Source organism: Agreia sp. Leaf283 (genome assembly GCF_001422485.1).
Lineage (GTDB): Bacteria > Actinomycetota > Actinomycetes > Actinomycetales > Microbacteriaceae > Agreia.
In genome coordinates this window covers 98,288-121,632 of the sequence record NZ_LMNF01000003.1, presented here as the reverse complement: position 1 = coordinate 121,632, position 23,345 = coordinate 98,288, and the positions used below count along the sequence as shown (strand labels likewise).

Annotated in this window: 24 protein-coding genes and 2 tRNA genes; 10 read left to right on the top strand and 16 right to left on the bottom strand. The window is 67.6% G+C overall.

Translation table 11 applies throughout. The annotated features are described in order from the left end of the window. The 3 genes from ASF51_RS14200 to ASF51_RS14190 all read right to left on the bottom strand — a co-directional run bounded on the left by ASF51_RS14200 (nt 1) and on the right by ASF51_RS14190 (nt 2,141). Nucleotides 1-1,032, bottom strand: coding sequence for an alcohol dehydrogenase catalytic domain-containing protein (locus ASF51_RS14200; protein ID WP_055931177.1), 1,032 nt, complete (start codon nt 1,030-1,032; stop codon nt 1-3). Between the two features lie 70 nt (nt 1,033-1,102). Beyond that, nucleotides 1,103-1,175: transfer RNA gene (locus ASF51_RS14195), tRNA-Glu, on the bottom strand. 51 nt (nt 1,176-1,226) lie between these two features. After that, a complete protein-coding gene (locus tag ASF51_RS14190; protein WP_055931175.1) occupies nt 1,227-2,141 on the bottom strand; it encodes a diacylglycerol kinase family protein in 915 nt (304 codons plus the stop codon). Between the two features lie 67 nt (nt 2,142-2,208). On the opposite strand from ASF51_RS14190, the gene ASF51_RS14185 reads away from it, so the two are divergent. Next, on the top strand, nt 2,209-2,847 hold the full coding sequence (locus ASF51_RS14185; RefSeq protein WP_055931173.1) for an MBL fold metallo-hydrolase: 639 nt from the start codon (nt 2,209-2,211) through the stop codon (nt 2,845-2,847). Between the two features lie 21 nt (nt 2,848-2,868). Here ASF51_RS14185 and ASF51_RS14180 read toward each other — a convergent pair whose 3' ends face one another. Next, the gene (locus ASF51_RS14180) at nt 2,869-3,345 is read right to left on the bottom strand and encodes a hypothetical protein (protein WP_055931171.1); all 477 of its coding nucleotides are present in this window, start codon (nt 3,343-3,345) and stop codon (nt 2,869-2,871) included. Nucleotides 3,346-3,490: 145 nt separating this feature from the next. Between ASF51_RS14180 and ASF51_RS14175 the strand changes: the two genes are divergently transcribed. From ASF51_RS14175 to ASF51_RS14155, 5 genes are all read left to right on the top strand, one after another. Next, nucleotides 3,491-3,913: a DapH/DapD/GlmU-related protein gene (locus tag ASF51_RS14175; protein WP_055931168.1), complete on the top strand. Its 423-nt coding sequence runs from the start codon at nt 3,491-3,493 to the stop codon at nt 3,911-3,913. Nucleotides 3,914-4,134: 221 nt separating this feature from the next. Further along, nucleotides 4,135-5,085, top strand: coding sequence for an LLM class flavin-dependent oxidoreductase (locus ASF51_RS14170; protein WP_055931165.1), 951 nt, complete (start codon nt 4,135-4,137; stop codon nt 5,083-5,085). A 7-nt stretch (nt 5,086-5,092) separates the two neighbouring features. Further along, nucleotides 5,093-5,959 carry a DNA-3-methyladenine glycosylase gene (locus tag ASF51_RS14165; protein ID WP_082480058.1) on the top strand — a complete coding sequence of 289 codons (867 nt, stop codon included), beginning with the start codon at nt 5,093-5,095 and terminating at the stop codon, nt 5,957-5,959. Nucleotides 5,960-5,986: 27 nt separating this feature from the next. Further along, nucleotides 5,987-6,910 carry a dihydropteroate synthase gene (gene folP, locus ASF51_RS14160; RefSeq protein ID WP_055931163.1) on the top strand — a complete coding sequence of 308 codons (924 nt, stop codon included), beginning with the start codon at nt 5,987-5,989 and terminating at the stop codon, nt 6,908-6,910. A 20-nt stretch (nt 6,911-6,930) separates the two neighbouring features. After that, complete coding sequence (locus ASF51_RS14155) at nt 6,931-7,680, top strand: pyrimidine reductase family protein (protein WP_055931160.1); 750 nt, start codon at nt 6,931-6,933, stop codon at nt 7,678-7,680. A gap of 9 nt (nt 7,681-7,689) precedes the next feature. On the opposite strand, the gene ASF51_RS14150 is transcribed toward ASF51_RS14155, so the two are convergent. Next, nucleotides 7,690-8,124 carry a VOC family protein gene (locus tag ASF51_RS14150; RefSeq protein ID WP_055931157.1) on the bottom strand — a complete coding sequence of 145 codons (435 nt, stop codon included), beginning with the start codon at nt 8,122-8,124 and terminating at the stop codon, nt 7,690-7,692. A gap of 135 nt (nt 8,125-8,259) precedes the next feature. Beyond that, nucleotides 8,260-9,033 (bottom strand): hypothetical protein, encoded by a 774-nt coding sequence (locus tag ASF51_RS14145; protein WP_055931154.1) that lies wholly within the window; start codon nt 9,031-9,033, stop codon nt 8,260-8,262. 203 nt (nt 9,034-9,236) lie between these two features. On the opposite strand from ASF51_RS14145, the gene ASF51_RS14140 reads away from it, so the two are divergent. Continuing rightward, complete coding sequence (locus ASF51_RS14140) at nt 9,237-11,249, top strand: DUF262 domain-containing protein (protein WP_055931151.1); 2,013 nt, start codon at nt 9,237-9,239, stop codon at nt 11,247-11,249. On the opposite strand, the gene ASF51_RS14135 is transcribed toward ASF51_RS14140, so the two are convergent. The 6 genes from ASF51_RS14135 to ASF51_RS19175 all read right to left on the bottom strand — a co-directional run bounded on the left by ASF51_RS14135 (nt 11,250) and on the right by ASF51_RS19175 (nt 15,774). Continuing rightward, on the bottom strand, nt 11,250-11,768 hold the full coding sequence (locus ASF51_RS14135) for a hypothetical protein (protein ID WP_055931149.1): 519 nt from the start codon (nt 11,766-11,768) through the stop codon (nt 11,250-11,252). After that, the gene (locus tag ASF51_RS14130; RefSeq protein WP_055931144.1) at nt 11,765-12,034 is read right to left on the bottom strand and encodes a hypothetical protein; all 270 of its coding nucleotides are present in this window, start codon (nt 12,032-12,034) and stop codon (nt 11,765-11,767) included. The genes ASF51_RS14135 and ASF51_RS14130 overlap by 4 nt, the downstream gene beginning before the upstream one ends. 92 nt (nt 12,035-12,126) lie before the next feature. After that, nucleotides 12,127-14,595, bottom strand: a complete 2,469-nt coding sequence (locus ASF51_RS14125; RefSeq protein WP_162236964.1) for a lamin tail domain-containing protein — start codon at nt 14,593-14,595, stop codon at nt 12,127-12,129. A gap of 79 nt (nt 14,596-14,674) precedes the next feature. Further along, a complete protein-coding gene (locus ASF51_RS14120) occupies nt 14,675-15,073 on the bottom strand; it encodes a DUF86 domain-containing protein (protein WP_055931138.1) in 399 nt (132 codons plus the stop codon). After that, nucleotides 15,070-15,528, bottom strand: a complete 459-nt coding sequence (locus ASF51_RS14115; protein WP_157412171.1) for a helix-turn-helix domain-containing protein — start codon at nt 15,526-15,528, stop codon at nt 15,070-15,072. The genes ASF51_RS14120 and ASF51_RS14115 overlap by 4 nt, the downstream gene beginning before the upstream one ends. Before the next feature lie 69 nt (nt 15,529-15,597). Next, nucleotides 15,598-15,774 (bottom strand): hypothetical protein, encoded by a 177-nt coding sequence (locus tag ASF51_RS19175; RefSeq protein WP_157412170.1) that lies wholly within the window; start codon nt 15,772-15,774, stop codon nt 15,598-15,600. Nucleotides 15,775-15,940: 166 nt separating this feature from the next. Between ASF51_RS19175 and ASF51_RS14110 the strand changes: the two genes are divergently transcribed. Together ASF51_RS14110 and ASF51_RS14105 are read left to right on the top strand one after the other, a co-directional pair. Further along, a complete protein-coding gene (locus ASF51_RS14110; protein WP_055931133.1) occupies nt 15,941-17,284 on the top strand; it encodes a HupE/UreJ family protein in 1,344 nt (447 codons plus the stop codon). After that, entirely contained in the window at nt 17,281-17,706 is a 426-nt protein-coding gene (locus ASF51_RS14105) for a hypothetical protein (RefSeq protein ID WP_055931130.1), read from the top strand. Before ASF51_RS14110 ends, ASF51_RS14105 begins: the two co-directional genes overlap by 4 nt. 94 nt (nt 17,707-17,800) lie before the next feature. Here the strand turns inward: ASF51_RS14105 and ASF51_RS14100 are convergent, their stop codons facing one another. Both ASF51_RS14100 and ASF51_RS14095 read right to left on the bottom strand, forming a co-directional pair. Continuing rightward, the gene (locus ASF51_RS14100; protein ID WP_082480054.1) at nt 17,801-18,889 is read right to left on the bottom strand and encodes a WxL protein peptidoglycan domain-containing protein; all 1,089 of its coding nucleotides are present in this window, start codon (nt 18,887-18,889) and stop codon (nt 17,801-17,803) included. Nucleotides 18,890-18,994: 105 nt separating this feature from the next. Further along, nucleotides 18,995-20,968, bottom strand: coding sequence for a metallophosphoesterase family protein (locus tag ASF51_RS14095; protein ID WP_055931127.1), 1,974 nt, complete (start codon nt 20,966-20,968; stop codon nt 18,995-18,997). Between the two features lie 295 nt (nt 20,969-21,263). Here ASF51_RS14095 and ASF51_RS14090 point away from each other — a divergent pair, with 295 nt between their 5' ends. Next, nucleotides 21,264-21,923 (top strand): hypothetical protein, encoded by a 660-nt coding sequence (locus ASF51_RS14090; protein WP_055931124.1) that lies wholly within the window; start codon nt 21,264-21,266, stop codon nt 21,921-21,923. A gap of 41 nt (nt 21,924-21,964) precedes the next feature. Here ASF51_RS14090 and ASF51_RS14085 read toward each other — a convergent pair. Both ASF51_RS14085 and ASF51_RS14080 read right to left on the bottom strand, forming a co-directional pair. Beyond that, nucleotides 21,965-22,036: transfer RNA gene (locus tag ASF51_RS14085), tRNA-Gln, on the bottom strand. Nucleotides 22,037-22,354: 318 nt separating this feature from the next. Further along, nucleotides 22,355-23,344 (bottom strand): NAD(P)/FAD-dependent oxidoreductase, encoded by a 990-nt coding sequence (locus tag ASF51_RS14080; protein ID WP_055931121.1) that lies wholly within the window; start codon nt 23,342-23,344, stop codon nt 22,355-22,357. Nucleotide 23,345: the final 1 nt, after the last annotated feature.

Below are 23,345 nucleotides of genomic sequence, written 5' to 3'. Positions count from 1 at the left end.
CTACGGCCGGATGAGCACCTTGAGGGCTTCGCGGTCGGCCATGGCCTGGTAGCCGGCCGGCACCTCGTCGATGCCGATGGTGCGATCGAAGACACGGCCGGGCTCGATGGTGCCGTCGAGCACAAGAGGAAGGAGCTCGTCGATGTACGCCCGGGCCGGTGCGACTCCACCGGTGAGGGTGATGTTGCGCATGAACTCGCGTCGACCGATCGGAACCTCGGTGAACTGCGGAACGCCGACCCGGCTGATCACGCCGCCGTCGCGCACGATCGCGATCGCAGTTTCGATGGCGGGCCGCAGCCCGACGGCCTCGAGCACGGCGTGCGCGCCGTCGCCGTCGGTCAGCTCCAGAACGCGGGCGATGGCCTCGTCGCCCCTCTCGGCCACGACCTCGGTCGCGCCGAACTCGCGCCCCAGATTCGTGCGGGCCTCGTGCCTGCCCAGCAGGATGATGCGGGACGCGCCCATGAGCTTCGCCGCGATGACCGCGGAGAGGCCGACGGCTCCGTCGCCGATCACGGCGACGGTCTGCCCAGGCTCGATCTGCGCCTTCTTGGCCGCGTGGTACCCGGTCGACATCACGTCGGACAGACTCAGCAGCGACGGGATGAACTTCTCGTCGAAGCCCACGGGTACGACGACGACGGTTCCGGATGCCTGGGGCACGCGGGCGCGCTCGCCCTGCCCGCCGTCCTGGTCGCCGCCCCAGTGCCCGCCGTGTCGGCACGAGGTCTGCAGGCCCTCGCGGCAGAAGTCGCAGGTGCCGTCGGAGACGACGAACGGCACGATCACGAAGTCGCCGATGGCGAGGTCGGTGGTCTCGGAGCCCAGCTCTTCGATGACGCCGACGAACTCGTGCCCCATGCGGGACCCCTCTTCAGTGGCCTCGCGCGAGGCGTACGGCCAGAGGTCGCTGCCGCAGATGCAACCGGCGACGATGCGCACGATGGCATCGGTCGGCTCCTGGATAACGGGATCGGCCACGGTCTCGACGCGCACGTCTCCGGCGCCGTACATCAGGGTTGCTCGCATGCAGAAAAGGGTACGCGCCCGAGTATAGAAAAAGCCCGGCGCCCCTGAATGAGGGGAACCGGGCTATCTGTGACCCCAACCGGATTCGAACCGGTGCTGCCGCCGTGAGAGGGCGGTGTCCTAGGCCGCTAAACGATGGGGCCGTCTGCAACTCAACGAGTATGCCATACGATCCGCCCTCAATGCCAATCGGCTCAGGCGAGGATGCGGAGCGCCCCCGCGACGACCTCGACCTCGACCGGAAGAGGGCCGATTCTCTCGCCGTCGGCGTAGGCGATCACGTCGTCCGCATCGATGCGCACGCGCGACACCCGGGAGATGTCGACGATGTCGAGCCCGGTATGGCTGCCCGAGAACACCTTCGGAAAAAGGCGCAGGAAGCGCACACGAGACAGCGCCCCCACCCGGAACAGATCGAGGTACCCATCGTCGATGAGTGCATCCGGAGTCACCATCATGCCTCCGCCGAGCGACCGATTGTTCGCCACCGCGATCAGGGAGGCGCTCACGGTGGACGACACTCCGTCGACGGTGAGCTCATAGCTGCGGGCGCGCAGCGTGACGAGCTCGGCGAGCAGCGCGATCACGTAGCGACTCGCTCCGCGCGGACGGCTCATGCGATTCGCGCGCTCGTTGACCAGGGCATCGAATCCCGCCGAGAGCACTCCCCCGAACCAGGTCGTTCCGTCGGCGTGGTGCACACGGCCCGCATCGATCGTTCGCGCGCCTGCCGCGAGCGCCGAGCGCAGAAAGGCCAGGGCGTCGTCGAGCGAGTCGAGCGGAATGCCGAGCCCTCGCGCCATGTCGTTGCCGGTGCCCGAGGGGATGATGCCGAACGGGATGCCCGTTTCGGCGGTCGCATTGACCGCAAGGCTGACCATTCCGTCACCGCCTACGACGACGAGCGCGTCGGCCTCGGCCGGACCACCGGCATCCAGGGCCTGCCGAACGGATGCCGTGAGCGCCGCGAAATCGAGCTCGGTCAGGGCGACCACGTCGTGGCCCTCGGCGAGGAGCGCCTCGACGACGCGAGGACCCGTGGCGCTTCTCGAGCCGAACGAGGCCGACGGGTTGATCGCGAGAACGATCCGCTTCGGCGAGGTGGTCATGATCTGTCGATTATGGCCTACGTGCAAGGCGCACCGGAGACCTTCATGAGAGTTCTACGCTGGAGAAATGAGACTCACCAAACTCGAGCACGCCGCACTCATCATCGAGCAGTCGGGCAAGAAGCTCTTCGTCGATCCCGGATCGTTCACCACCGCGATCACCGAGGCCTCCGGCGCCGTCGCCGTCGTGATCACTCACGAGCACGCCGACCACTGGACCCCGGAGCAGCTCACCCGCCTGCTCGACAAGGCGCCCGACACTCGCATCTTCGCCCCGAAGGGCGTTGCGGATGCCGCGACCGGGTTCCCGATCACCATCGTCGAAGCGGGCGACGAGGTCACCGTCGCTCCCTTCACCCTGCGCTTCTTCGGCGAGAAGCACGCGGTGATCCACTCGTCGATCCCGGTGGTCGACAACGTGGGCGTACTCATCAATGGCTCCGTGTACTACGGCGGCGACTCCTACACGGTGCCGGAGGGGGTCGACGTCGACGTGCTCGCCGCACCCGTCGGAGCTCCGTGGCTGAAGATCGGCGACTCGATGGACTACGTGCTGGCCGTGAAGCCCAAACGAAGCTTCCCCACCCACGAGATGACTCTCTCGAAGGCGGGGAAGACGATGACGGGCGACCGCATCAAGTGGGCCACCGAACAGAACGGCGGACAGTACTTCGCGCTCGAACCCGGCGACACGCTCGACGTGTAGCCCGGTCTCGGGCTTGAGGCCTCAGTCGAAGCGGGGCTTCTTCCTCTCGTCGTCGCCGAAGACCTCTTCGGTGATCAGCGCCGTGTTCACGAGGGGGCGGCGGTCGTTCGGCGACTCCCGCCCGGGCTCGTCGTCCTCGGCCGTCGGGTCGAGGTCGGGGTCGACATCGGGGTCGGCGTCGAGCTGCTCGTCGTTGTTGTGCGTCTCGCCGTGCTGCCGGTCGACCTCCTCGACGATGCCGTTGGTCTGGTCGAACGGATGCGCCACCTCGTCGAGGGCGCTGCGGTTCGGTTCCGCGCGCTCGGCGTGATTGCCGTCGACGTCGTCGGTGATGGGGTCGAAAGGCTGGGTGTCGTCGCTCGCGAAAGCGTCGACGTCCCGTTCGGCCTCAGCAGGTGGTCGGGCGTGACGGCCGGTGACGGCGTCTCCCCGGTCGACCGCCGCTGCTGCGACGGCGTCGTCGTTCAGGTGATTCGTGGAGGGGTCGAATGTACTCATGCGGCTGACGTTACGCCCGCGCGAATGGCGAGAAAAGGGGGTTGAGTTTTCGCAAAGCGCAATGGGGTCGGCCGGTGGGAATCCTCTTCGCCCCTTGTGTGTTATCTCTATCGAGTCGTGAGAACGGCTGTAGATGGAGGCACAAGTGACCAGACCAATAGAAGAGATCGAAGACGAGTCCGGCGTCGTCACGAAGTACCGGCGTCACCTGAACGGGCGCGGGCGCGTGGCATCGGGAGCCAAGGTGCACCCGAGCGCGTTCATCGATTCGTCGGCTTATGTCGAATCGGATGCCCGGGTCGGGCAGAACGCATGGATCGGCGCGGGCAGCTGGGTCGATCGCGGAGCGGCACTCGCCGACGGAGTCTTCGTCGGAGCGAACGTGCACATCGGCCGCGGAGTGTTCGTGGGCCGCGGCGCGCGCCTGGGCAGCAACTCCCGCATCGAGCCCGATGTGCGCATCGGAGACGAGATGCGCGTCGAGCGCGACACCCGGGTGGCCGCAGACGTCGGCTGGAGCGAACGTCGACGCCAGTCGCCCGCCGACGGCTTCGCAAAGGCCGCCTGACCCTCGCCACGTGACGACCGAACCGGTCGCATCCGCCCTCAGCAGGTGGATGCGACCGGTTTCTGCGTCAGGGCGCCTCGTCGAGCGATCCATCCGTCAGTCGACGCTCTTGTCGGAGGGGTTGCGAGCATCTTCTGACGGATGGATGCCCGCAGGCAAGACTCAGGGAGCGGGGATGCCCGGCGTGCCGACGGGCGATCGAGGCATCTAGTCTGGGAGCCATGACCACTGCCACCGTCGGCATCATGCTGCCCCGCGACCTGCCCGCCCACCAGATCGTGCCGTTCGCACAGAAGGCCGAGCAGCTCGGCTTCGACGAACTCTGGGTCGTCGAAGATTGCTTCTTCCGCGGCGGATTCGCGCAGGCGGCCGTCGCCCTGGCCTCGACCCAGCGCATCCAGGTCGGCATCGGTATTCTGCCGGCGCCCGTGCGCAATGCGGCGTTCACGGCGCTCGAGGCGAACACGCTCGCCGAGATCTATTCCGACCGCCTGATTCTCGGAATCGGGCACGGAATGCCCGTGTGGATGCGCCAGGTCGGCGACAAGCCGGCAAGCATTCTGACGATGCTCGACGAGCAGCTCACCGCGCTGCGCACGCTCCTCGCCGGCGACCGGCTCGAGGTCGACGGGCGCTACGTGACCATCGACGGAGCTCAACTCGAAAGCCCAGCTACCACCGCTCCCCCGGTGCTCGCCGGAGTGCGCGGGCCCAAGTCGCTGGCGGTCTCGGGCCGATCCGCCGACGGCACGATTCTGGCGGAGCCGGTGACGCCCGAATATCTGACCGCGGCACTCGGCCACATCGACGCCCGCGGGCCGCACAGCGTCGTCGCCTACAACGTGGCCGCGGTCGACGATGACCCGGCCGTCGCGCGAGAACTCGCCCGCCCCGCCCTGGAGTGGATCGGCGAGCCCGACTGGGCTCCGCACATCGACCCCCTCCCCTTCGCCGCGGAGTTCGCTGCCCTGCGTGAGCGGTCGGCGACGCGGGCCGACTTCGTGGCGGCGATCCCCGACGAGTGGGTCGACGCGCTCGCCCTGACCGGAACACCCGATCGGGTGCGCGACCGCATCGCCGAACTGCACGCCAGCGGAGCCACGAGCGTCGTCTTCATCCCCGCGGGCACCGACCCGCTTCGCCGTCTCGACTCCCTCGCACGCGCCCTGTGATGCAGCGATGACGGGAGACTCGACCACCGTCGAGCTGCCTTTCGTTCCTCCCTACGAGCGCGAGAAGGCTCTGGCGCTGATCGCTGCGCACGCCGTGCCCGGGTCGGAACGGGTCGACCTGACCGACTTCTCCGTCACCCGGATCATCGCCGCGCCCAGCGGACCGCTCGCCGTTCGCGTCGAGCTCGGGGAGGCGTCGGTGAGGGCGACCGTCTCGAGCGGTGACGCACGCGATGTCGAAGCCGTCGCATCCCTCGTTCGAGCCTGGCTCGACCTCGATCTCGAGCCGTCGAGAATCGTGGATGCCTTCGGTCGCGACCCGAGGCTGGGCCCGCTGGTCGCGGCCCGGCCCGGCCTCCGCGTGATCGGCCACCCCGACGGATACGAAGCCGCCCTCACGACGGTGCTGGGTCAGCAGGTGTCTCTGGCCTCGGCGCGCACCTTCGCCGGCCGCCTCGTCGCGGCCTACGGAGAACCGGGGCCGGATTCCCTGATGCTCTTCCCCCGGGCCGCGGTCGTCGCGTCGATTCCGGTCGACGAGCTGCAGCGCACGATCGGACTCACGGGAGCCCGCACGAGGACACTGCACGCGGTCGCTCAGGCCTCGGCCGACGGGCTCGATCTGAGCCCGTCGGCCGACCTGGTGGCCACCCGCGCTGCTCTGCTCGCCATTCCCGGCGTCGGACCGTGGACGGCCGACTACCTCGCCGTTCGAGCGCTCGGCGATCGCGACGCGTATCCGGCGGGCGACCTCGTTCTGAGGCGGGCGCTCGGAGTGCGCACGGCCGCCGAGGCCGAGCGCATTGCCGAGCCCTGGCGGCCGATCCGGTCGTACGCGCTCGTCCACATCTGGACGGCGGCCGCGTTCTCCTGAGCGTCGTCGCGCAGGCATGATGGAACCATGACGATCCCCCCGGTGGCCTCCGGATTCCCGCTGCCGCCGCTCACGAGCCCGGTGCGAACCATCGGCGCCCGCACCATCGACTTCTCCTCGCGCATCGCCGTGATGGCCATCGTCAATAGAACGCCCGACAGCTTCTTCGACCAAGGCCGGACCTTCGCGCTCGACCGTGCCGTCGACGCCGCACTGGCAGCGGCCTCCGCCGGAGCCGACTGGGTCGACATCGGCGGCGTCAAGTTCGCACCCGGCCCCGAGATCTCGGCCGCAGAGGAGCTCGACCGGGTGCTGCCCGTCGTGCAGGCCGTGGCCGCCCGCTCCGATGTCGTCATCTCGGTCGACACGTTCCGGCCCGAGGTCGCCGAAGCGTGCATCGCCGCGGGCGCCTCGGTGGTGAACGACACCACGGGGTTGCAGAATCCCGAACTGGCCGAGCTCGCGGTGTCGACCGGCGCCACGCTCGTGATCACCCACAGCCTCGCCCGGCCGCGCACAGCCTACGCGGCTCCGCGCTACGACGACGTGGTGCAGAGCGTCGTCGAGTTTCTGCGAGAACGCATCGAGGTGGCAATGGGGCTGGGCGTGGACGAGTCGCAGATCATCATCGATCCGGGGCACGATCTCAACAAGAACACCCTCCACTCGCTCGAGATCACGCGGCGATTCGATGAGATCGCGCGCATCGGACTGCCCGCCATCGCAGCCGTGTCGAACAAGGACTTCGTGGGCGAGTCGATCGATGCGCCACGCGAGGAGCGCGGCGACGGCTCCATCGCCGCTGCCACCGCCTGCGCCCTGCTCGGCGCTCGCATCGTGAGAATGCACGACGTGCCGCGCTCCGTGCAGGCGATGCGCATGACGGAGGCCATCCTGGGCCTGCGAGAACCGCAGCACCTGCGCCACAACATGACCGACGAGAACGACTGACCACGAGAACGAGGCCCGACGTGACCGAACCCCGCATCGCACTGCTCTCCTCCGCGGCTGCAGCGCTCGACGACGCCGGCCTCGTCTCGGCGTACTCTGTCGCCGATCGCAGCACTCCCACACTGCGCGTGAACTTCGTGACGAGCCTCGACGGCTCCGCCACGGTGAAAGGACTCTCGGGCGGGCTCGGCGGCCCCGCAGACAAGCTCGTGTTCGACACCCTCCGACGTCTGGCCGACGTCGTTCTCGTCGGCGCGGGCACGGCGCGCTCAGAAGGTTACGGCGCGATGCGACTGCCGGATGCCGACCAGCAGTGGAGGGTCGAGCACGGCCTGGCACCGCAGCCGACTTTCGCCCTGGTGTCCGGCCGGCTCGACCTCGATGCGACGAGCGACATCTTCACGAAAGCTCCCGTGCGGCCGCTCGTGCTCACCTCGGCGGCGGCGCCGGCCGACGCGCGCGACGCACTCGGCGAGGTCGCCGAGGTCGTCTCGTGCGGAGACGACCACGCCGAACCGCAGCTCATCATCGATGCGCTCATCAGCCGAGGACTCCCCCAGATTCTCTGCGAGGGCGGACCGAGCCTGTTCGGAACGTTCATCGCCGCCGACCTCGTCGACGAGCTGTGCCTGACCGTCAGCCCGCTCCTGGAGGGCGGGGCGGGCATCCGGATCTCGCACGGCGAGAGCGAGGCGGCGCGCCGGATGCGACTCGTGCACGTGCTCGAGTCGGACGGGCTGCTGCTGACCCGGTACGCGCGCGCTCGATAGCGCGGCGCGTCAGGACTGGGGCGTCGGCTCGTCCGGCGAGCCTCCGATGTTGACCATCCAGCGAACGCCGAACCGGTCGATGAGCTGCCCGAAGCTGTCACCCCATGGCGCCTTCTCGAGCGGCAGGAAGACATTCGCCCCCTCGCTGAGGCCGTTCCAGAACCCCGTGAGCTCGTCGACATCCCGACCACTGAGCGACACCGAGAAGGCATCGCCCGGGGTGAACGGCATGCTGTTCGGGGTGTCCGCCGCCATGAAGATGAGCCCGCCCGGCGAGACGAGCTGGGCGTGCATGATCTTGTCGGCCTCGGACGGGTCTTCGTTCATGCCGAAGTCCGCATAGCGGCTCATCGTGAGCTCACCGCCGAAGACCGACTGGTAGAACTCCATGGCCTCTTTCGTGTTGTCGCGAAAGCCGAGGTAGGGGGTGAGTATCGAGGGCATGATGGTCTCCTTTGTCCGCGTATCTTCCAATTAGGAACAAGTATGGGCGCATGCTTCTCGACCCACAACGCCGAAAAAGGGGCTCCCCTCCGATTCGGAAGGGAGCCCCTCGATGAGCCACTGGAGCGGTGTGGCCTAGGCCTCGCTCATGACGAGCTTCTCGGCCTGGCCGCGAGCGGCGAGGGCCGCGGCGCGGGCGGCGAGACGGCGGGTCTGCTCGGCCTGGCCGGCGTCGAGAACCTCCTGGTCGACCTCGAAGTTCGGAACAAGCTTCTGGCCGTTGTACTTCTCGATGTAGGCGTCGAGCTCGGGGCCCGACTCCCACGACGTGATCAGGCAGTAGCGGGGGTCGGTGCCCAGGTGGGTGGCGGCGTGCCACAGGCGCTGGGTGTCGATGATGAGCTGGGCTCCGGCCGGAAGCGCGATGCGGTACTCGACGCTGGGGTCGGTGCGGTTCTCGCGCAGAACGAAGAAGCTGTCGGTGTCGTCGGTGAGGTTGAAGAACCCGCGAACGACCCATCCGGTTCCGTCGGGGTTCAGGCGGTTGTTGTCGTCCTGGTGCAGGTTGTAGAGGCAGTCGGCGTAGCTGTTGGGCTGCAGCTCGATCACGCGGCAGCGGCCGATGTTGGCGCCGGGCTCCTGGGCGCGTGCGGTCAGGGTCGGGGCCTTCTCGACCTGCGAGGGGATGAACACGCCATCCTTGTCGGTGCGCGGCGGCTTGTGGTTCCAGAAGCCGTTGCACTCGATGTCGCCGAAGGCGCTCGCGAGGGGCGCGAACCGGGTGTCACCCGAAGACTTCCAGTCGACATACTCGATGTCGAGCCACTCCTTGGGATCGATCTCCTTGTTGTAGCGATCGAGTACGACATAGCCGGTCTCTTCCAGAGCGGCAGATTTGATGTAACCCATGATTGAAAATCATGTCCTTTCGTTGGGGGCCAGCACGTTTTAACAGGCCCAACTTAGGCAAGCCTACATTGGACGATTTCGATACGGACTTTAGTCCTCATCCTCCTCCTGAACCCGTCTCGAGTCACCGTCGGCGCGTATCTTCCATCGACTAAACTCGGCGGTTGCGCACCCCAGCCATATCGAGAGGCGAAAACGAGAACATGGTCACTGCCACGAACATCGATGCGACCGCGGTCAACACAGTCGCGTGGCTCTCGGCAGACGACACGACCATCGTCGTTCCCGTCTACCAGCGCCAGTACCGCTGGGACATCGGCGCGTGCGAGAAACTGCTCGCAGACATCCGCGCGGTCTCGCGATCGGAGGACCGGCACACGCACTTCATCGGCTCGATCCTCTCGAGCCGCAGCACCGACGACGCCGACGACTCCGAGCTCGTGCTCATCGACGGCCAGCAGCGCATCACCACCCTCATGCTGCTGATCGCCGCGCTCCACCACACGGTCGCCCACAGCGACCCGTCGCTCGCCGCGGAGCTGCAGCGAGTGCTCGTGCGCGCGGCCGATCCGGCCCGCACGAAGCTGCGCCCCCACCGCGCCTGGGCCCAGGTCTTCGAGAGCGTCGTACTCGACCACCTCGGTCCCGGCGACGAACTGCGCGACTCGAGGTTTGACGACAACTACGCCTTCTTCCGCAGCCAGGTGCGCCTCGACGAGGTGCCCCGCATCTGGCGTGGGCTGCAGAAGCTCGAGCATGTGGCCATCACCCTCGGCGCCGACGCGAACGCCCAGCAGATCTTCGAGAGCCTGAACTCCACGGGCGAGCCCCTGCGCGACCACGAGCTCATCCACAACTACGTGCTCATGGGCCTCACCCACGTCGAGCAGAGCGAGATCGAGGAGTCGTTCTGGCTGCCGATCGAGCAGAACACGGGCGAGCAGATCGCCTCGTTCTGGAGGCACTACCTGGTCATGACCACCGGCCGCGAGGTCACCGTCGTCGGCCAGCGCGGCGTGTACGACGCGTTCCAGCAGCAGTTCCCCCGACTCGACATCGACACCCTGCGCACCCACGCCGCCGAATGGCGCTCCTTCTCGGCCGCCTACCGCGTCCTCCTCGATCCGAGCCTCGAGGCAGACCCCGAGGTCTCGCGCCAGCTCGGCTACCTGAACACCTTCGGGCGCGGCATGTACCCGCTCGTGATGCGGGCCTACCTCGACTATTCGCGGGGCGCGCTCGACGCGACGAGCCTCATCGAGCTGCTCGAGAACATCCAGTCGCTGTTGCTGCGCCGCACGCTCGTCGGCGTGAGCAACGACCGGCTCGTCGCCCGGCTGAGCCGGGCGCGCGCCGAGGGGCCGGATGCGCTGGTGCGCGCGATCTCCCGCATCACGCCCAGCGACGAGCGTGTGCGCGTGGCCCTGAAGTACGCCGAGCTGCCGCACTCGGCCTACGTTCTCGCGCGCCTCAGCGACGTGCCCGCATCCATCGACCTCGAGGTCGAGCACATCTTCCCGCTCTCTCCCGGCGACTTGTGGAGCGGCGACGGCGAGCGCGAATGGGCCGACTACACCGACGACGAGCAGAACAGCCACCGCGCCCTCTCGCAGACCGTCGGCAACCTGGCCCTGCTCGAGGAGCACCTGGCCGAGCGCGCCGCCGACAAGTCGTTCCTCGACAAGCGCGACCGCTCCTACGCGAAGAGTTCGATCGCGCTGACCCGCGAGCTGGCCGACGTGCCGAGCTGGGGAACCCGCGCGATCGCGGAACGCACCGTGCGCCTCACGGAAAGGTTCCTCGAGGTCTGGAAGCGACCGGCCGTCGTGATGATCGACGACGACGGGCTCACGCCCATCCTCGACGCCCAGAAGCGACGCGGCTGGCCGCAGGGCTGGCAGCGCGAGTTCGAGTACGTGGAGTACCGGGGCGAGCACTGGGAGGTCTACGACGTCAAGTACCTCTTCAACCGCATCTTCAAGCGGCTGTGGGCCGACTCCCGGGCCGACGTGATGGCGTTCAGCGCCCGGCGCGGCGGACCGATCTACGAGGCGCAGTCGTGGAACGGCCACTGGGACACGCTCGACGACGAGCACTTCCTCTACATGGGGTGGGACTCGCGCTACATGCTGACCGCCGTGCAGGGAGTGCTCGACGAGGCCGGCATCGCTGCCGAGGTCTTCGTGAAGTACTCCTACATCGGCGCGGTGATGTAGTCAGGCCCAGTACCAGGCCTCGACCCAGGCGGCATCGAACATCTCGCCAGACGGAGTCACGGCGGGCGCGCGGCCATACGCACCTGTGCCCGGATCGAGCCACTCGACCGACGGCATGGTCGCCGCGGTCGATCGCGCGAGAGCGAACGCCTCCTCATCTCCGGACTCCCATCCGGGCACTACAAGAATGGGTACGCCTCGCTCGAGGGCGGAGCGCAAAACGCGGGCGGCATCCTCCGCGGACTCGTCGGAGCCCCCGGTAGAAGAGAGCCAGTTTGCTGAGGCCAGCACGACGACGCGGCCGATCGTCAGCGACAACTCCGTGCCATCGAGGTGCGGGGGCGCTGCCGGGTTTCTGACCATCTCGGCGAAACCGTCGGCATCCCACCCCGGAGCGAGCTGCTGCAGGCCGTCGGTGGGAACGAGCACGATGTCTTCGCCTGCGGCGACGAGCTGGTGAACGATGTCTCTCGCGAAAGCCTCCAGCTCGACCGCGTCGACGACCAGCGCGACCGTCACGAGCGGCGCTCGAACTTCTCGAGGGGAGTGCGTCTTCCGGCCAGGAACGCCTCGAGGCCCTTCTGGAAGTCGAGCGTCGAGGCGACGAAGAGCACCGACAGGTCGGGAGCGACATAGATCTTGCCGCCGCCCCTCACGGTGTGCAGCAGGCAGATGCCGGCCCCGTCATCGAGAACGATCGTGTTCAGAGTCGCCCCGGGGGCGAGAACCTCGAACAGTCGCCTGCCCTGCTCGACGAGCCGTGCGTGGGTGTCTGCGTCATCCATGTCTCACAGCCTAAGGTCGTCGCCCAGAGCAACACAGCGACGACAGCCGCGAGGCCCTAGTTCGGGGCCCCGCGACTGTCATATCGGTCCTATCAGGCCTGGGTGCCGCGCGCCCGACGGCGGGCGACCACGAGGCCCGCACCGAGCATCAGGAAGAGTGCACCCGCAGCGATGACGGGCAGCGGCTGGGCGCCGGTCGATGCGAGACTGCTCGGCTTGGCGACGCCGTTCGCCGGCGTCGGGCCGGTTCCCGACGGCGCCGTGGCGGCTGCCGTCACCGCGATCGGGGTGCTGGCCACTACGACAGACGGGTCGGATGTCGCGGCCAGCGTGATCGTGTGGGCTCCGGCGGTCGTGTCGGCCGGGATGCGCGCGTCGCGCAGCGTCAGCGCGCCATCGGCGTCGGCGACCACGCGACCGAGTGTCACCGGCTCTGAGCGCAGCACGATCGTGTACTCCGCATCCGGTTCGAGACCCGACGCGACGATCGTCGTCGTGCCGCCGGCCCGAACCGTCGACGGCGTCGCGGTGACGGTCGGCGTCGACTCGGCGGGCGGGTTCGGACCCTGCGGGCCGAGTGCGAGGTCGCACGAGATCGTGCCCGACCACAGGGAGTGTCCGCCGTTGTTGCCGTCATCGGCCCGAATGACCTCCTTGACGCCGTCGACACAGGTCGAGCTCGGCGCGATGGCGAAGCCCTCGTTGTTGTAGTCCGGCAGGCCCGTCGGGCGGTTGTAGATGCGGTCGACGACGAACGCACCGTTCGCGTCGATCTTGAGCAGCGTCGTGGAACCGGCGGACGAGTTGTCGGCCACCGCCCAGATGCGCTGCGAGTCTGCATCCCACTGCGTCTCCTGGATCATCGGAAGACCCGTGTCGATCGAGGCGATGCGCTGGAAGGTGCCGTCACTCTTGAGTGCGTAGGCGTAGAGGTGGCCGTTCTTCTCGAGTGCACCGAAGAACAGGCCCGTGCCGTGGCCCGGGTAGTCCTGCGGGTCGTACGCCTTCATCGTGCTCTGGTCGACGAAGGCGTTCGCAGTGAGGTAGGAGTCAGGAACCCACGTGATGCCCTCGAAGCCGAGGTTGGAGTCAGCCTTGACCTGGTCGATGACGTCGGCCAGGTCGGCAGTCAGCACCCACTGCTGGGTCGGGTGCAGAACCGCTCCCGACTCGGTCGGGTCGAAGCGCAGGACGCTCTCGAGTGGCACACCGCTCGCCGCGTTGTCGCGCTCGGTCGTGACGTAGAGCAAGCCGTCGGGACCGACCGTGATGCCTTCGGAGTCGGGCTGGCCGCCGCCGTTCGGGAAGACGAGATCCTTGCCTGTCGACCACCCGTTCGTGGTGTCGGGCACCCACAGCGCTCCGCTCTTGACGAGACGGTAGACGTGGCTCTTGTTCTTGACGGCCCACATCACGTCGGGCGCGCTCGGATCGATATCGAGACCCGAGACATCCTGGCCCGAGACCGGGGTGACGAACTGGCACTCGTTGTCGGAGACGACAGGGTTCTGGCTACCGGGCCATGCGATGCCGCCGACGACGGGATCACCGCTGCCCGAGGGCGCCTCGGTCTGGCACGAGACCTCGCCGCCGCCCGGGATGCTCGGCGGAATGATCTCGCCGGCGCACGCGGTGGCGTTGGAGGATCCGAAGCTGGACGAGGCGGTGTGCGCCCAGGCGCCCGTCGCGTCGGCACAGCGCGACCAGGATCCGGGCTGCGCGTCGGCGTTGCCCCATCCGACCGTGTCGACGATGGTGGATCCGTCGGCCCGGTAGACCTTCACGGAGTCGCCACCCGAACTCAAGCCCTGGTTCGAGAGCAGCACGAGGTAGCCGTGCGCGGGAACGACGGTGCCGTTGGGCGCCTCGATCGCGGCCGGGAGGCTGGTGCTGTCGGCCTGAAGGAAGGACGAGACGTCGACGTCGGTGTCACCCGTGTTCACGAGCTCGTAGGCGTCGTGGGTGGGGTCGTCGTTGGCCGACGTCACCTCGTTGAGTTTGATGGACTCCCACCCTGTGTCGTCGCCGCCCTCGCCCGGCTCTTCGCCCGGGTCGGTCGCGACGGGGTTGAGCTCGCCCTTCGACGGCGTGGTCTGCTTCACGAACTCGCCGGTGCCGTTCGGAACGCGTCCGTAGGTGTCGAGGTGGAAGTCGCCCCACTCGTAGGAGTCGAGCAGCGTGGTGCCGTCAGACGCGAGCAGGCTGACCTTGTCGCCCTTCTTGAGCTTGAAGGTCGAGCTCTCGGCGACGTAGACCGCTCCGGGTTGGATAGTGGTTCCGCTGGGCAGCGTGATGGTCACGGCGTTCGCGCGGCCGGTCAGCACGACACCGGATGCGTCGAGCGGCTCCGTACTCGTGTTGATGACCTCGACCCAGTCGGGCGAGCCATCTGTCTCGATCTCGTTGATGCGGAGGTCGCTGGCGGCGGCGGCGGCCTCGACCTCGCTCCTCGCCTGGGAGCCGACGTCGGCTGTCGCCGCGGCAGGAAAGGCGAAGAGGCCCGCGAGCAGCACGGTGGATCCAACGGTGAGGGCGAGGGGTCGCGATAAGGGTTTCAGCACGCCGCAACACTGCCGCCACCACATGAACGGCAGGTGACGTGCGGGGAACGACGGGCTGAATGGCCCGACATGAACCCTCTTACGACTCGCCTCTCAAGCTTGCGGCAATGGCAGGCAGGTCCTTCGTGAGAGTGGTCCAGACGATCCGATAGTCCGTCTGGCGGTAATTGTGACCGAGCCTGTTCCGCATTCCCCGGAGATCAGTCCAGCTGATATCCGGATGTCTTTCCTGCACCTCCGTCGGCATCCGGTCTGCCAGCTCGTGAAATTTGATGATGATCGCGTCAGCCGCGTGCCGAGCGAGCCTGCCGCCGTCGCTGAGAAAGACATCCGCTCCCGCCTCGACGATGGCAGCCGAATCGTCGACGAGTTCCTGCATGTGCATGACGAGCTCGGCCGTCACCGACACTTTGAGCTGAGCAGGGCGCGCATCGTCGGGATCAATGGCCCGAAACCGCGCCCTTTGTTCGTCGGTCACAGTGGCACGGCTTCCGCCATGATCCGGTCGAGTATCGGGTTGGGGGCCGCCCGATCGCTCACCACGTCGACTGGGTACCCGAGCAGCTCCGACGCCTCGCGTTCGAACCCGGCTTCGTCGAGCAGGCTGGCCTCATCGCTGAATGACACGAGCAGATCGACGTCGGACATGGGCGTATCGGTTCCGTGCACGGCAGATCCGAACACCTTCACCTGCAGGATGTGATACTTCTGACCTAGTGCGATGACGTCGTCTGCATGCGCTTCGAGCACCTCAGAGGGACGCTGTTTGGCTACGGAGAGTATCCGCTCGACAGTTGCCGGTTCCGGCCTGATGACTCCACGCTCGTACGCGGAGAGTTTCGGTTGTGAGACCCCTGAGAGCGCGGCCAGATGGGCCTGCGTCATTCCCGCAGTCGCCCGAGCGGAGCGGATGCGCGTGGCTGCGTCGGTCATGAATCCCTCCATCTCTCCGTCTCAATATATCCCGGGGTCTATCCCGAAGCCAGACCCAGGATGAACGTCTTATCGGGGCCGACTCCGCGCCGTCGTCGCTGCCCGAAAGACGATCCACGCGACCAGAACGGCCAATGCGGCTCCGCCGAAGGCCGGCGACACGATGCCCATCGCGGTGAGCGGGGTGAGCGCCAGGCCCAGCACGCCCAGCACGATGAGGCCGGTTCTGTAGAGACGTTCTGACAATCGACCACTCCTTTGGACTCGTATCCAAGGCTAGTAGGGGCTCGTTCAGTTCGCTGAGATCTCTCCGAGCTCGGTTCGTACCTCGCCGCACAACGCGTCGCCCACCGTTCTCCTTCCGTTCGCCGGAAAGAACCGACCGGCAATTCGAAGCAACTACCGTGCCTCTGTGACCCTGACTCCCGTGAGACGCATCCGACGCTGGATGATCGCGCCGCTGGTCGCGGTCGCGATGGCGCTCGTGTTCCTTCCCGCCTGGAGCGCGTCCGCGCATCCGGCCGGCACCACGGGTCTTCTCGTCACGATCCAGTCGGATGCGGTCGAGATCACGATGCAGATTCAGGAGGCCGGGTTCACGGCGGCGACGGGGTACGAGGTCACAGACCAGGCCGCGCTCGACGCGGTGGCGGACAACCTCATGACGTTCATCCTCCATCGCGTCAGCGTGGCGGACGGCGTCTCCGCTCTCACTCCGACCGTGGTCGCAAGCCCCGAACTCGTGCCCGTCAACGGGGAGAATGCGATCGAGACGACGGTGCGGTTTGCGGACCCGGGACGCAGCATCGAGGGGGCGATCACTCTCGACTACTCCTTCATCCTCGACGTGGTTCCGGCACATCAGGTCTATGTGGCCCTGGTGAGTGACTGGAACAACGGGCAGATCGCCGAGGGCGACCCCGAGGTTGTCGCCGTACTCGGGGGCGGGGTCACCGAGGTGACGCTCGACCGCAGCTCCCCCGCACCGGCGAACGGCTTCTTCTCCGTCATCTGGCTCGGCATGCTCCACATCGCGGAGGGCACCGATCACCTGCTCTTCCTGTCGACGCTCCTCGTCGTCGCGCCCTCACTCGCTTCTCGTGCGAAACGGGGATACCGCTGGAACCAGCCGATACCGCTGAAGAAGACCATCGGCCGCGCGGCCCTCATCATCAGCTGCTTCACGGTCGGTCATCTCGTGACGCTCGCGCTCGTGTCACTCGGCCTCATCTCCTTTCCCACGAAGCCCGTCGAGATCCTGGTGGCCGTGTCGATCATCGTCGCCGCGATCCACGCCATCCGCCCGATCGTTCCGCGGGGAGAGCTGCTCATCGCCGGGCTGTTCGGTCTGGTGCACGGCACCGCGTTCGCCACGACGATCCTCGACCTCAACCTCGGTTTCGGCGAGAAGATCCTGGCGATCCTCGGGTTCAATGTGGGTGTGGAGCTGGCGCAGCTCATCGCCGCGGTGCTCGTGCTTCCGCTGCTCATCCTTCTGTCGCACGCACGCGTCTTCGGCGGATTCCGCACGGTCGTCGCGGGGATCGCGATCATCGCCGCCGCTGCGTGGATCGTCGGCATCAGCACGGATCAGAACTCGGTATTGCAGCCCGTGTTCGACCAGATCGCCCGCTTCCCGATCGCCTTCTACCTCGCACTCGTCGTGATCGTGGTGGGGCTGTGGTACTTCGCGCGCACTCGGCGCCCCGAGAACGCACGCGCGGAGGAGACGCGCACGGAGGTGCTTCAGCCGTGAACTCCCCGTCAGCCGCTCCCATGATGAGACGACTCCGTCGATGCGCCGCGACCCCACTGCGCGGAATCGGCGCCCTCGCGCTGGCGGCCGCGCTGCTCGCGCCCTCCGCCACGGCATTCGCGTTCGCCGCCGACGACGACGACCCGGCCTCCTCGCAGTCCGAGGAAATCGGAGTGCGCATCCCTGACCGCTCGGGGATTCCTCCGACGACCTCCCCCACGGCGACTCCGACCGCGACTCCGGCTCCGCCGCCGTCGCCCTCGCCAGCACCCCATCACGGCGGCCCTACCGGCGAACTCCCTGACACCGGTGCCGACTGGTCGTCGCTATGGCCCGGTGCCCTGCTGGCTCTGGGAATGACCGTCGCGGGCACGGTGCTGATCACGGCACGCCACCGTCGAGCCCGCCAGCGCGCGAGCTGATCCGCCCGATCGACGATGTTCACTGACTCGTTCGTCATCTGACACAGAAGGGGCCCCGCCGATCACGACCGGCGGGGCCCTTCTTCGCGTGCGGCTACTCGGCTGCCGCGCCGGCCTTCGCCCGCTCCTGCTCGAGCGCCTTGGCGACGGCCGCGTCGACCTCGGCCTCGCGCCGCTTCTCGGCCGACTTCTTGCGCACGCCTCGTGCACGGAACAGGAAGAACACGCCGACGGCCACCAGCAGCACGATTGCGAGCAGTGTCCATGGGATGGCAGGTCCGCCCGCCGTGCCGGCGACATCCGCGATCGGCGAGGTGGAGCCGGAGGCATCCAGAACCAACGGCGTGACGGTGGTCGACGCGAGAAGCGCGAAGAGCGGAGCCACGCCGGGCAGCGTCACCGTCTGCGTCCACGACTCGCCGGGCAGCAATTCGGGCACCTCGTCGACGGCGGGCGCATCCATGCCGAACATGCCGAAGGGGCCGCTGAGATGCGTGGCCGGCTGGGCCGAGATGGCCGCGTTGCCCGAGTTGTGCAGGGTGTACGTCACGGTGGCATCGCCACCCGCGAACGGGTTGAGACCGCCGCCCCAGGCGACGGCCATGTCCTCCACGGCCAGCGCCGGCGCGATCTCGCCGCCCACCCGCAGATTGACCCGGATGCCGAGCCGCCGGTCGACATTGACCCCCGCGTCGGCGTCGGGCACGGTCAGTGAGGTGACCACGCCGCCCGCATAGTCTCCCGGTGTGGCGTCGGCGGGCACGGAGACCGTGAACGGCACCGTCGCCGTCTCGCCGGCCGCGACCGTGACCGACGGGTTCTCCGTGGTGATCCAGGCGCCCACGCCGTGCGACTCCTCTCCGGCGACGAGCAAAGAGAGCTGCCCGTCTTCCGATGTGGAACCGTCGGACGCGTAGACCCCCAGTTCCACGGGGTCGACTCCGTGGTTGGCGACGACGATCGAGTCATAGATGGTGCCACCCGGATCGATCGTGTAGCTGTAGTTGGTTCTCTCCGACCCGTATTCGTTGGAGGCGGTTCGCACCGTCCAGGTGACCGGATCGGTTTCGGCCGCCATGGCGGGTGCGACGACGGGCGCGAGAACGAGGAGTGCGGCGAGCGACGCGGTGGACCACGCGCGGATGCGGGCCCCAGGGCGGGTGGAGAGAGAGCGTGGGTTCACGGGAGACCTTCGGTGTGAGGGGCGATGCGGGGGTGAAAAGCGGGATGTCCGTGGGAGGAGGAACTTAGTCCCTCCCCCCACGGACGTGGTGGGCTCAGCTCAGTGTCAGCCGGCCAGGGCGGTGAGCGTCAGGGTGGCGCGGTAACTGCCCTTGGCGGTGTCGACCGGGAGCTTCAGGTCGAGATTCGCTCCGAGAAGCGCCTCGCCCTTCGGGTGGTCCTGAGCGCCGGAGCCGAGGACTCGGTCGACCGACAGGCCCTTGCCGCCGTCGTCGAAGCCCGACGCCACAGACGTGCCTGCGACGGCGCCCGCTCCGTCGGTGACGACCTTCGGAGTCCAGCCCATGTAGCTGCCGGAGAAGGTCTTGTCGCCGTCGGTGAACTCGCCGAGCACGGCGGTCAGCGACCACGGAGACAGCGACGACCGGGTGTCGGACACCTTGATCGGGTTGATCTCGCCGGCCGCCTCGAACGCGCCGTTGTTCTCCTGCGCGGTGCCGAGGTCGACGAGGCCGTTCTGACCGTCGATCGTCCAGCCGAACTCGCCGGGAGCCGCGGCCGGGACGGCGACCTGGATGTCTTCGCCGTCGCCGTGGTACGGGTGGATGGTCACCGAGTCGATGACCGAACCGACGCCGTCGACGGGTGCGTTGGCGCCCGCGGTGCCGCACCAGCCCACCTTGCCGAGCTCGACCGCCGAGTTGGGCGCGTCACAGGTTCCGGCGCGGATGCCCTCGACCACGAGAGCGTCGGCCTTGACCTGCACCTTGACGTAGCTGCGCACGTGCTCCTGGTTCTCGACGGAGTCGTACCAGTAGTTGCTCGGGTTCAGCGGGTCCGCACCATTGCCGGCACCGGAGGTGCCGCTGTTGTCGGGTGCGGTGATGTCGTAGTACTTCGAGCCGGAGGCCGAGTTCGCCGTCATGTAGATGACGCCGCCCTCACCCACGAACACGTCGTTCTGGCCGGGCTGCTCGTCGGGGTTGGCCTTCTCGCCGTTCGCGATCTCATAGCTGCGGGTGTACACGTGGTCGTGTCCCTGCAGAACGAGGTCGACACCCAGCTTCGAGAAGGTGGTCGGGAAGTCGACGCGGCGGACCTTGTTGTCGGCATCCTTCGCGTGGTCGGCGGCCGAGTAGATCGAGTGGTGGTAGGTGAGCACCGTGTACTTCGCGTCGGCGCCGTGGGCGTTGACGACGTCGGTGACGTACTGCACGTGCGCCGCGTCACCGCCACCGGTGGCCGAGTTGTAGCTGTTGCTGTTCAGGTCGATGAAGAGCACATCCTTGTAGATGTACCAGTRGTCTCCGCCCGAGTCTGTCGCCGTGTTGCCGTTGCGGTAGTACGCCGCCGAGCGGTCGGTGTTGGGCGTGTAGAAGTGCTGCTCGTAGGCCTTGCCGCCCACGTCGTGGTTGCCGATCGTGGCAGCCCACGGGTACTGGCGCAGCTGGTCGGGCGCCATGAAAGCGTCCCACTGCGGCTCGGTGTTCGCGGTCTCGACCTGGTCGCCGCCCGACACGAGCAGCTCGGCGTTCGGGTTCGCGGAGAGAGCGACGTTCATGGTGTCGACCCAGCCCGCCTGGTCTTTCGCCACGTTGCCCGACGATCCGATCTGCGGGTCGCCGAAGAACAGGAAGTCGAAGTCGCCCTCGAAGGACTGCGTCTTGAACGAGTACGTGGTCGACCAGTTGCCCTCGGAGCCGACGCGGTAGGAGTACTGCGTGTTCTCCGTCAGGCCGGACAGGGTGGCGTGGCGGTTGAAGCCGGTGGTGGTGGTGTTCGCGGCTCCGGATGCTGCGAACGTGGTGACCGAGGTGACGAAGTCGCCGTTGACCAGAGCCGTGCTCGGTGCGAGCTGCACGAGCTGGGCGGTGTCGGCCGTGGAGTACCAGCTGATGTTGCGCTGGGCCTCGTCGGAACCGACGCCGAGCACGATCCCGGTGTACGAGGCGGTGTCGGCCGCATACGCGACGGTCGGGCCGGCGAGGGAGCCGCCGAGGACCAGAGCCGCGCTGACCGCTGCGGCGGAGAGCCACAGGGCTGCTCGGCCCCTCGGCCGGGTGGGGACTGCCAGAAGCATGAGTCTTCCGTTCTGTTGAAAGAGGAGGTGGTGAAAAAGATGTGATGTGGATGGTGCGGGTCCACGACGTGCAGGCCCAACGGGAACTATCGAGCCTGAAGATTTCCTCTGGCTTAACGCTTGGTGTTGTGGGCCATACCACTCAGGCAAACACCCCGAGATGGTGAGGTTGCGGCCAGATGTCACGGCCCGCGGAGCGCGCAACGTTTGCCAGAAAGGGACTCGTTCGCAACCACCCCGACACCGCGGTGAGGCATTCTTCAGGCGACCTGTCCCTCTTTCGCAAGGAACCTCCGTGCCGCCTCGCGCCCGCCTCCTCGCCGCTGTCGTCGCGGCATCTCTCGTCTTGGGTCTCGCGGGATGCGCGAGCGCGGACTGGAACTCGCCGCTTCCGGCGACCACGCCGATCGGCACCCCGGACGCCGGGTTCATGCCCGACGTCGCGCCCTCGCCCGAGGCGACCGTGGAACCGGAGGCCGGTTCGTGGGCCGACGTGCGGCCCTCACCCGGATACCGCGTGGTGCTCCTCACCTCCGGCGACGACGTCACGACGCAGACGCTCACCACGGCGGTCACCGAGTGGGCACAGGCGTCGGATGTCGACCTGCGCCACGTCGAGACCGGCGCCAACCCGATCGACGGAATCGTCGAGGCCATGGAGATGAATCCCGAATTGATCGTCACCGCCGGGCAGGATCTCATCGATCCGCTCTCGCTCGTGACGCCGAACCACCTCGACATGCGGTTCCTGGTGCTGGGGGCCGAGCTCGCGGAGCCCACCTACAACGTCACCGCGGTCGAATGGTCGGGCGCCGGTTTCCGGGGCGAGGGACTCGGCTCGGCCACGCTCTTCGACGAGAGTTCGTTCAGCCCGGAGCGCTGCGCCGACGCCATCCGGGCCGGCACCGCCGCCGTGCTCTCGGGAACGACCGGCATCGTTCTCTGGATCGGCTGAGGGCTTAAACAAAAAAGGCCCGAATCATCGGGCCTTTACTGCTGGGGTACCTGGACTCGAACCAAGAACAAAAGAATCAGAATCTTCCGTGTTGCCAATTACACCATACCCCACTGCATCAGAACCGAAGCCCTGACCGAGAGTCAACACTAGCCTACGCGGGGGCTGCACTCAAACCGAGTGAGCCCGTTCGTCGAGACGGATACCCCGTTCGTCGAGCCTGTCGAGACGGGAGTCCTTCGACAAGCTCAGGGAACGGACCATCCGTTCGTCGAGACGGACACCCGTTCGTCGAGCCTGTCGAGACGGGAGTCCTTCGACAAGCTCAGGGAACGGACCATCCGTTCGTCGAGCCTGTCGAGGCGGATCCCCTTCGACAAGCTCAGGGAACGGACCACCCGCCCTTCGACAGGCTCAGGGAACGGCGGGCCCTACAGCGAGCCGATCAGGTAGCGGTTGATCACTGCAGCCGCGCGGGCGCCCTCGCCCGCCGCCACGATCAGCTGGTGCGGACCAGGAGGAACCACGTCGCCTGCCGCGTAGATGCCGGCCACCGGGGTGCGACCGTCGGCGTCGGCCTCGATCCAGCCGTCGGCCGTCTCGGGGATCTCGAGCGACGCCGCATACTCCAGCTTCGTCTCCCACAGCGGGCGAACGAAGCCGCCCGTGCGAGGAATGACCTCGCCGTCGACCAGCTGCACGCCCGTGAGACCCGACCGGTCGCCCACGACATCGGCGATGGCTCGCCGCTCGACCCGGATGCCGCGCGCGCCCAGCGACGCCTCGTCGGCCTCGGAGACGGTTCCAACTCCGTTGGTGAACACGATCAGGTCGCTCGACCACTGCGAGATCAGCAGCGCCCGCTCGGCGAGGTCGTCGCTCTCGCCGATCAGCGCGAGGGGCTCGTCGCTCTTCTCGAAGCCGTCGCACTCCACGCAGCTGTGCAGGCTCGAGCCGTAGTACGCCCGAACGCTCGGCAGTGCGGGCAGGGTCTCACTGAGACCCGACGCGATGAGAACGGTGGATGCGGTCACGTCGACCGCTCCCCCACCACGGATCGCCGTGGCCTGCACCCGATACTCGGGCCGGCCTCTCAGCTGCTCCGCCGGGGTGCCCGCCGCATCCGACACCGAGACGCTCGACACGAGCGCCTGCTGGAACAGCGCACCCGGGTACGCCTCGAACTCGGCCCGGCCGGCCTTGCGCAGCTCGAGCGGCGAAACGCCGTCGCGCGTGATGAAGCCGTGGCTCTTGAGCGTGGCGGAATGCCGGGGCCGATTGCTGTCGATGAGAAGCACGCGGCGGCGGGCCCGCACGAGGTTGAGCCCGGCCGACATGCCCGCGGGACCCGCGCCGATGATCACACAGTCGACGTGTCCTTCGACGGGCGCGGCGGCCTGGGGCCGCGAGATCTCGATCATG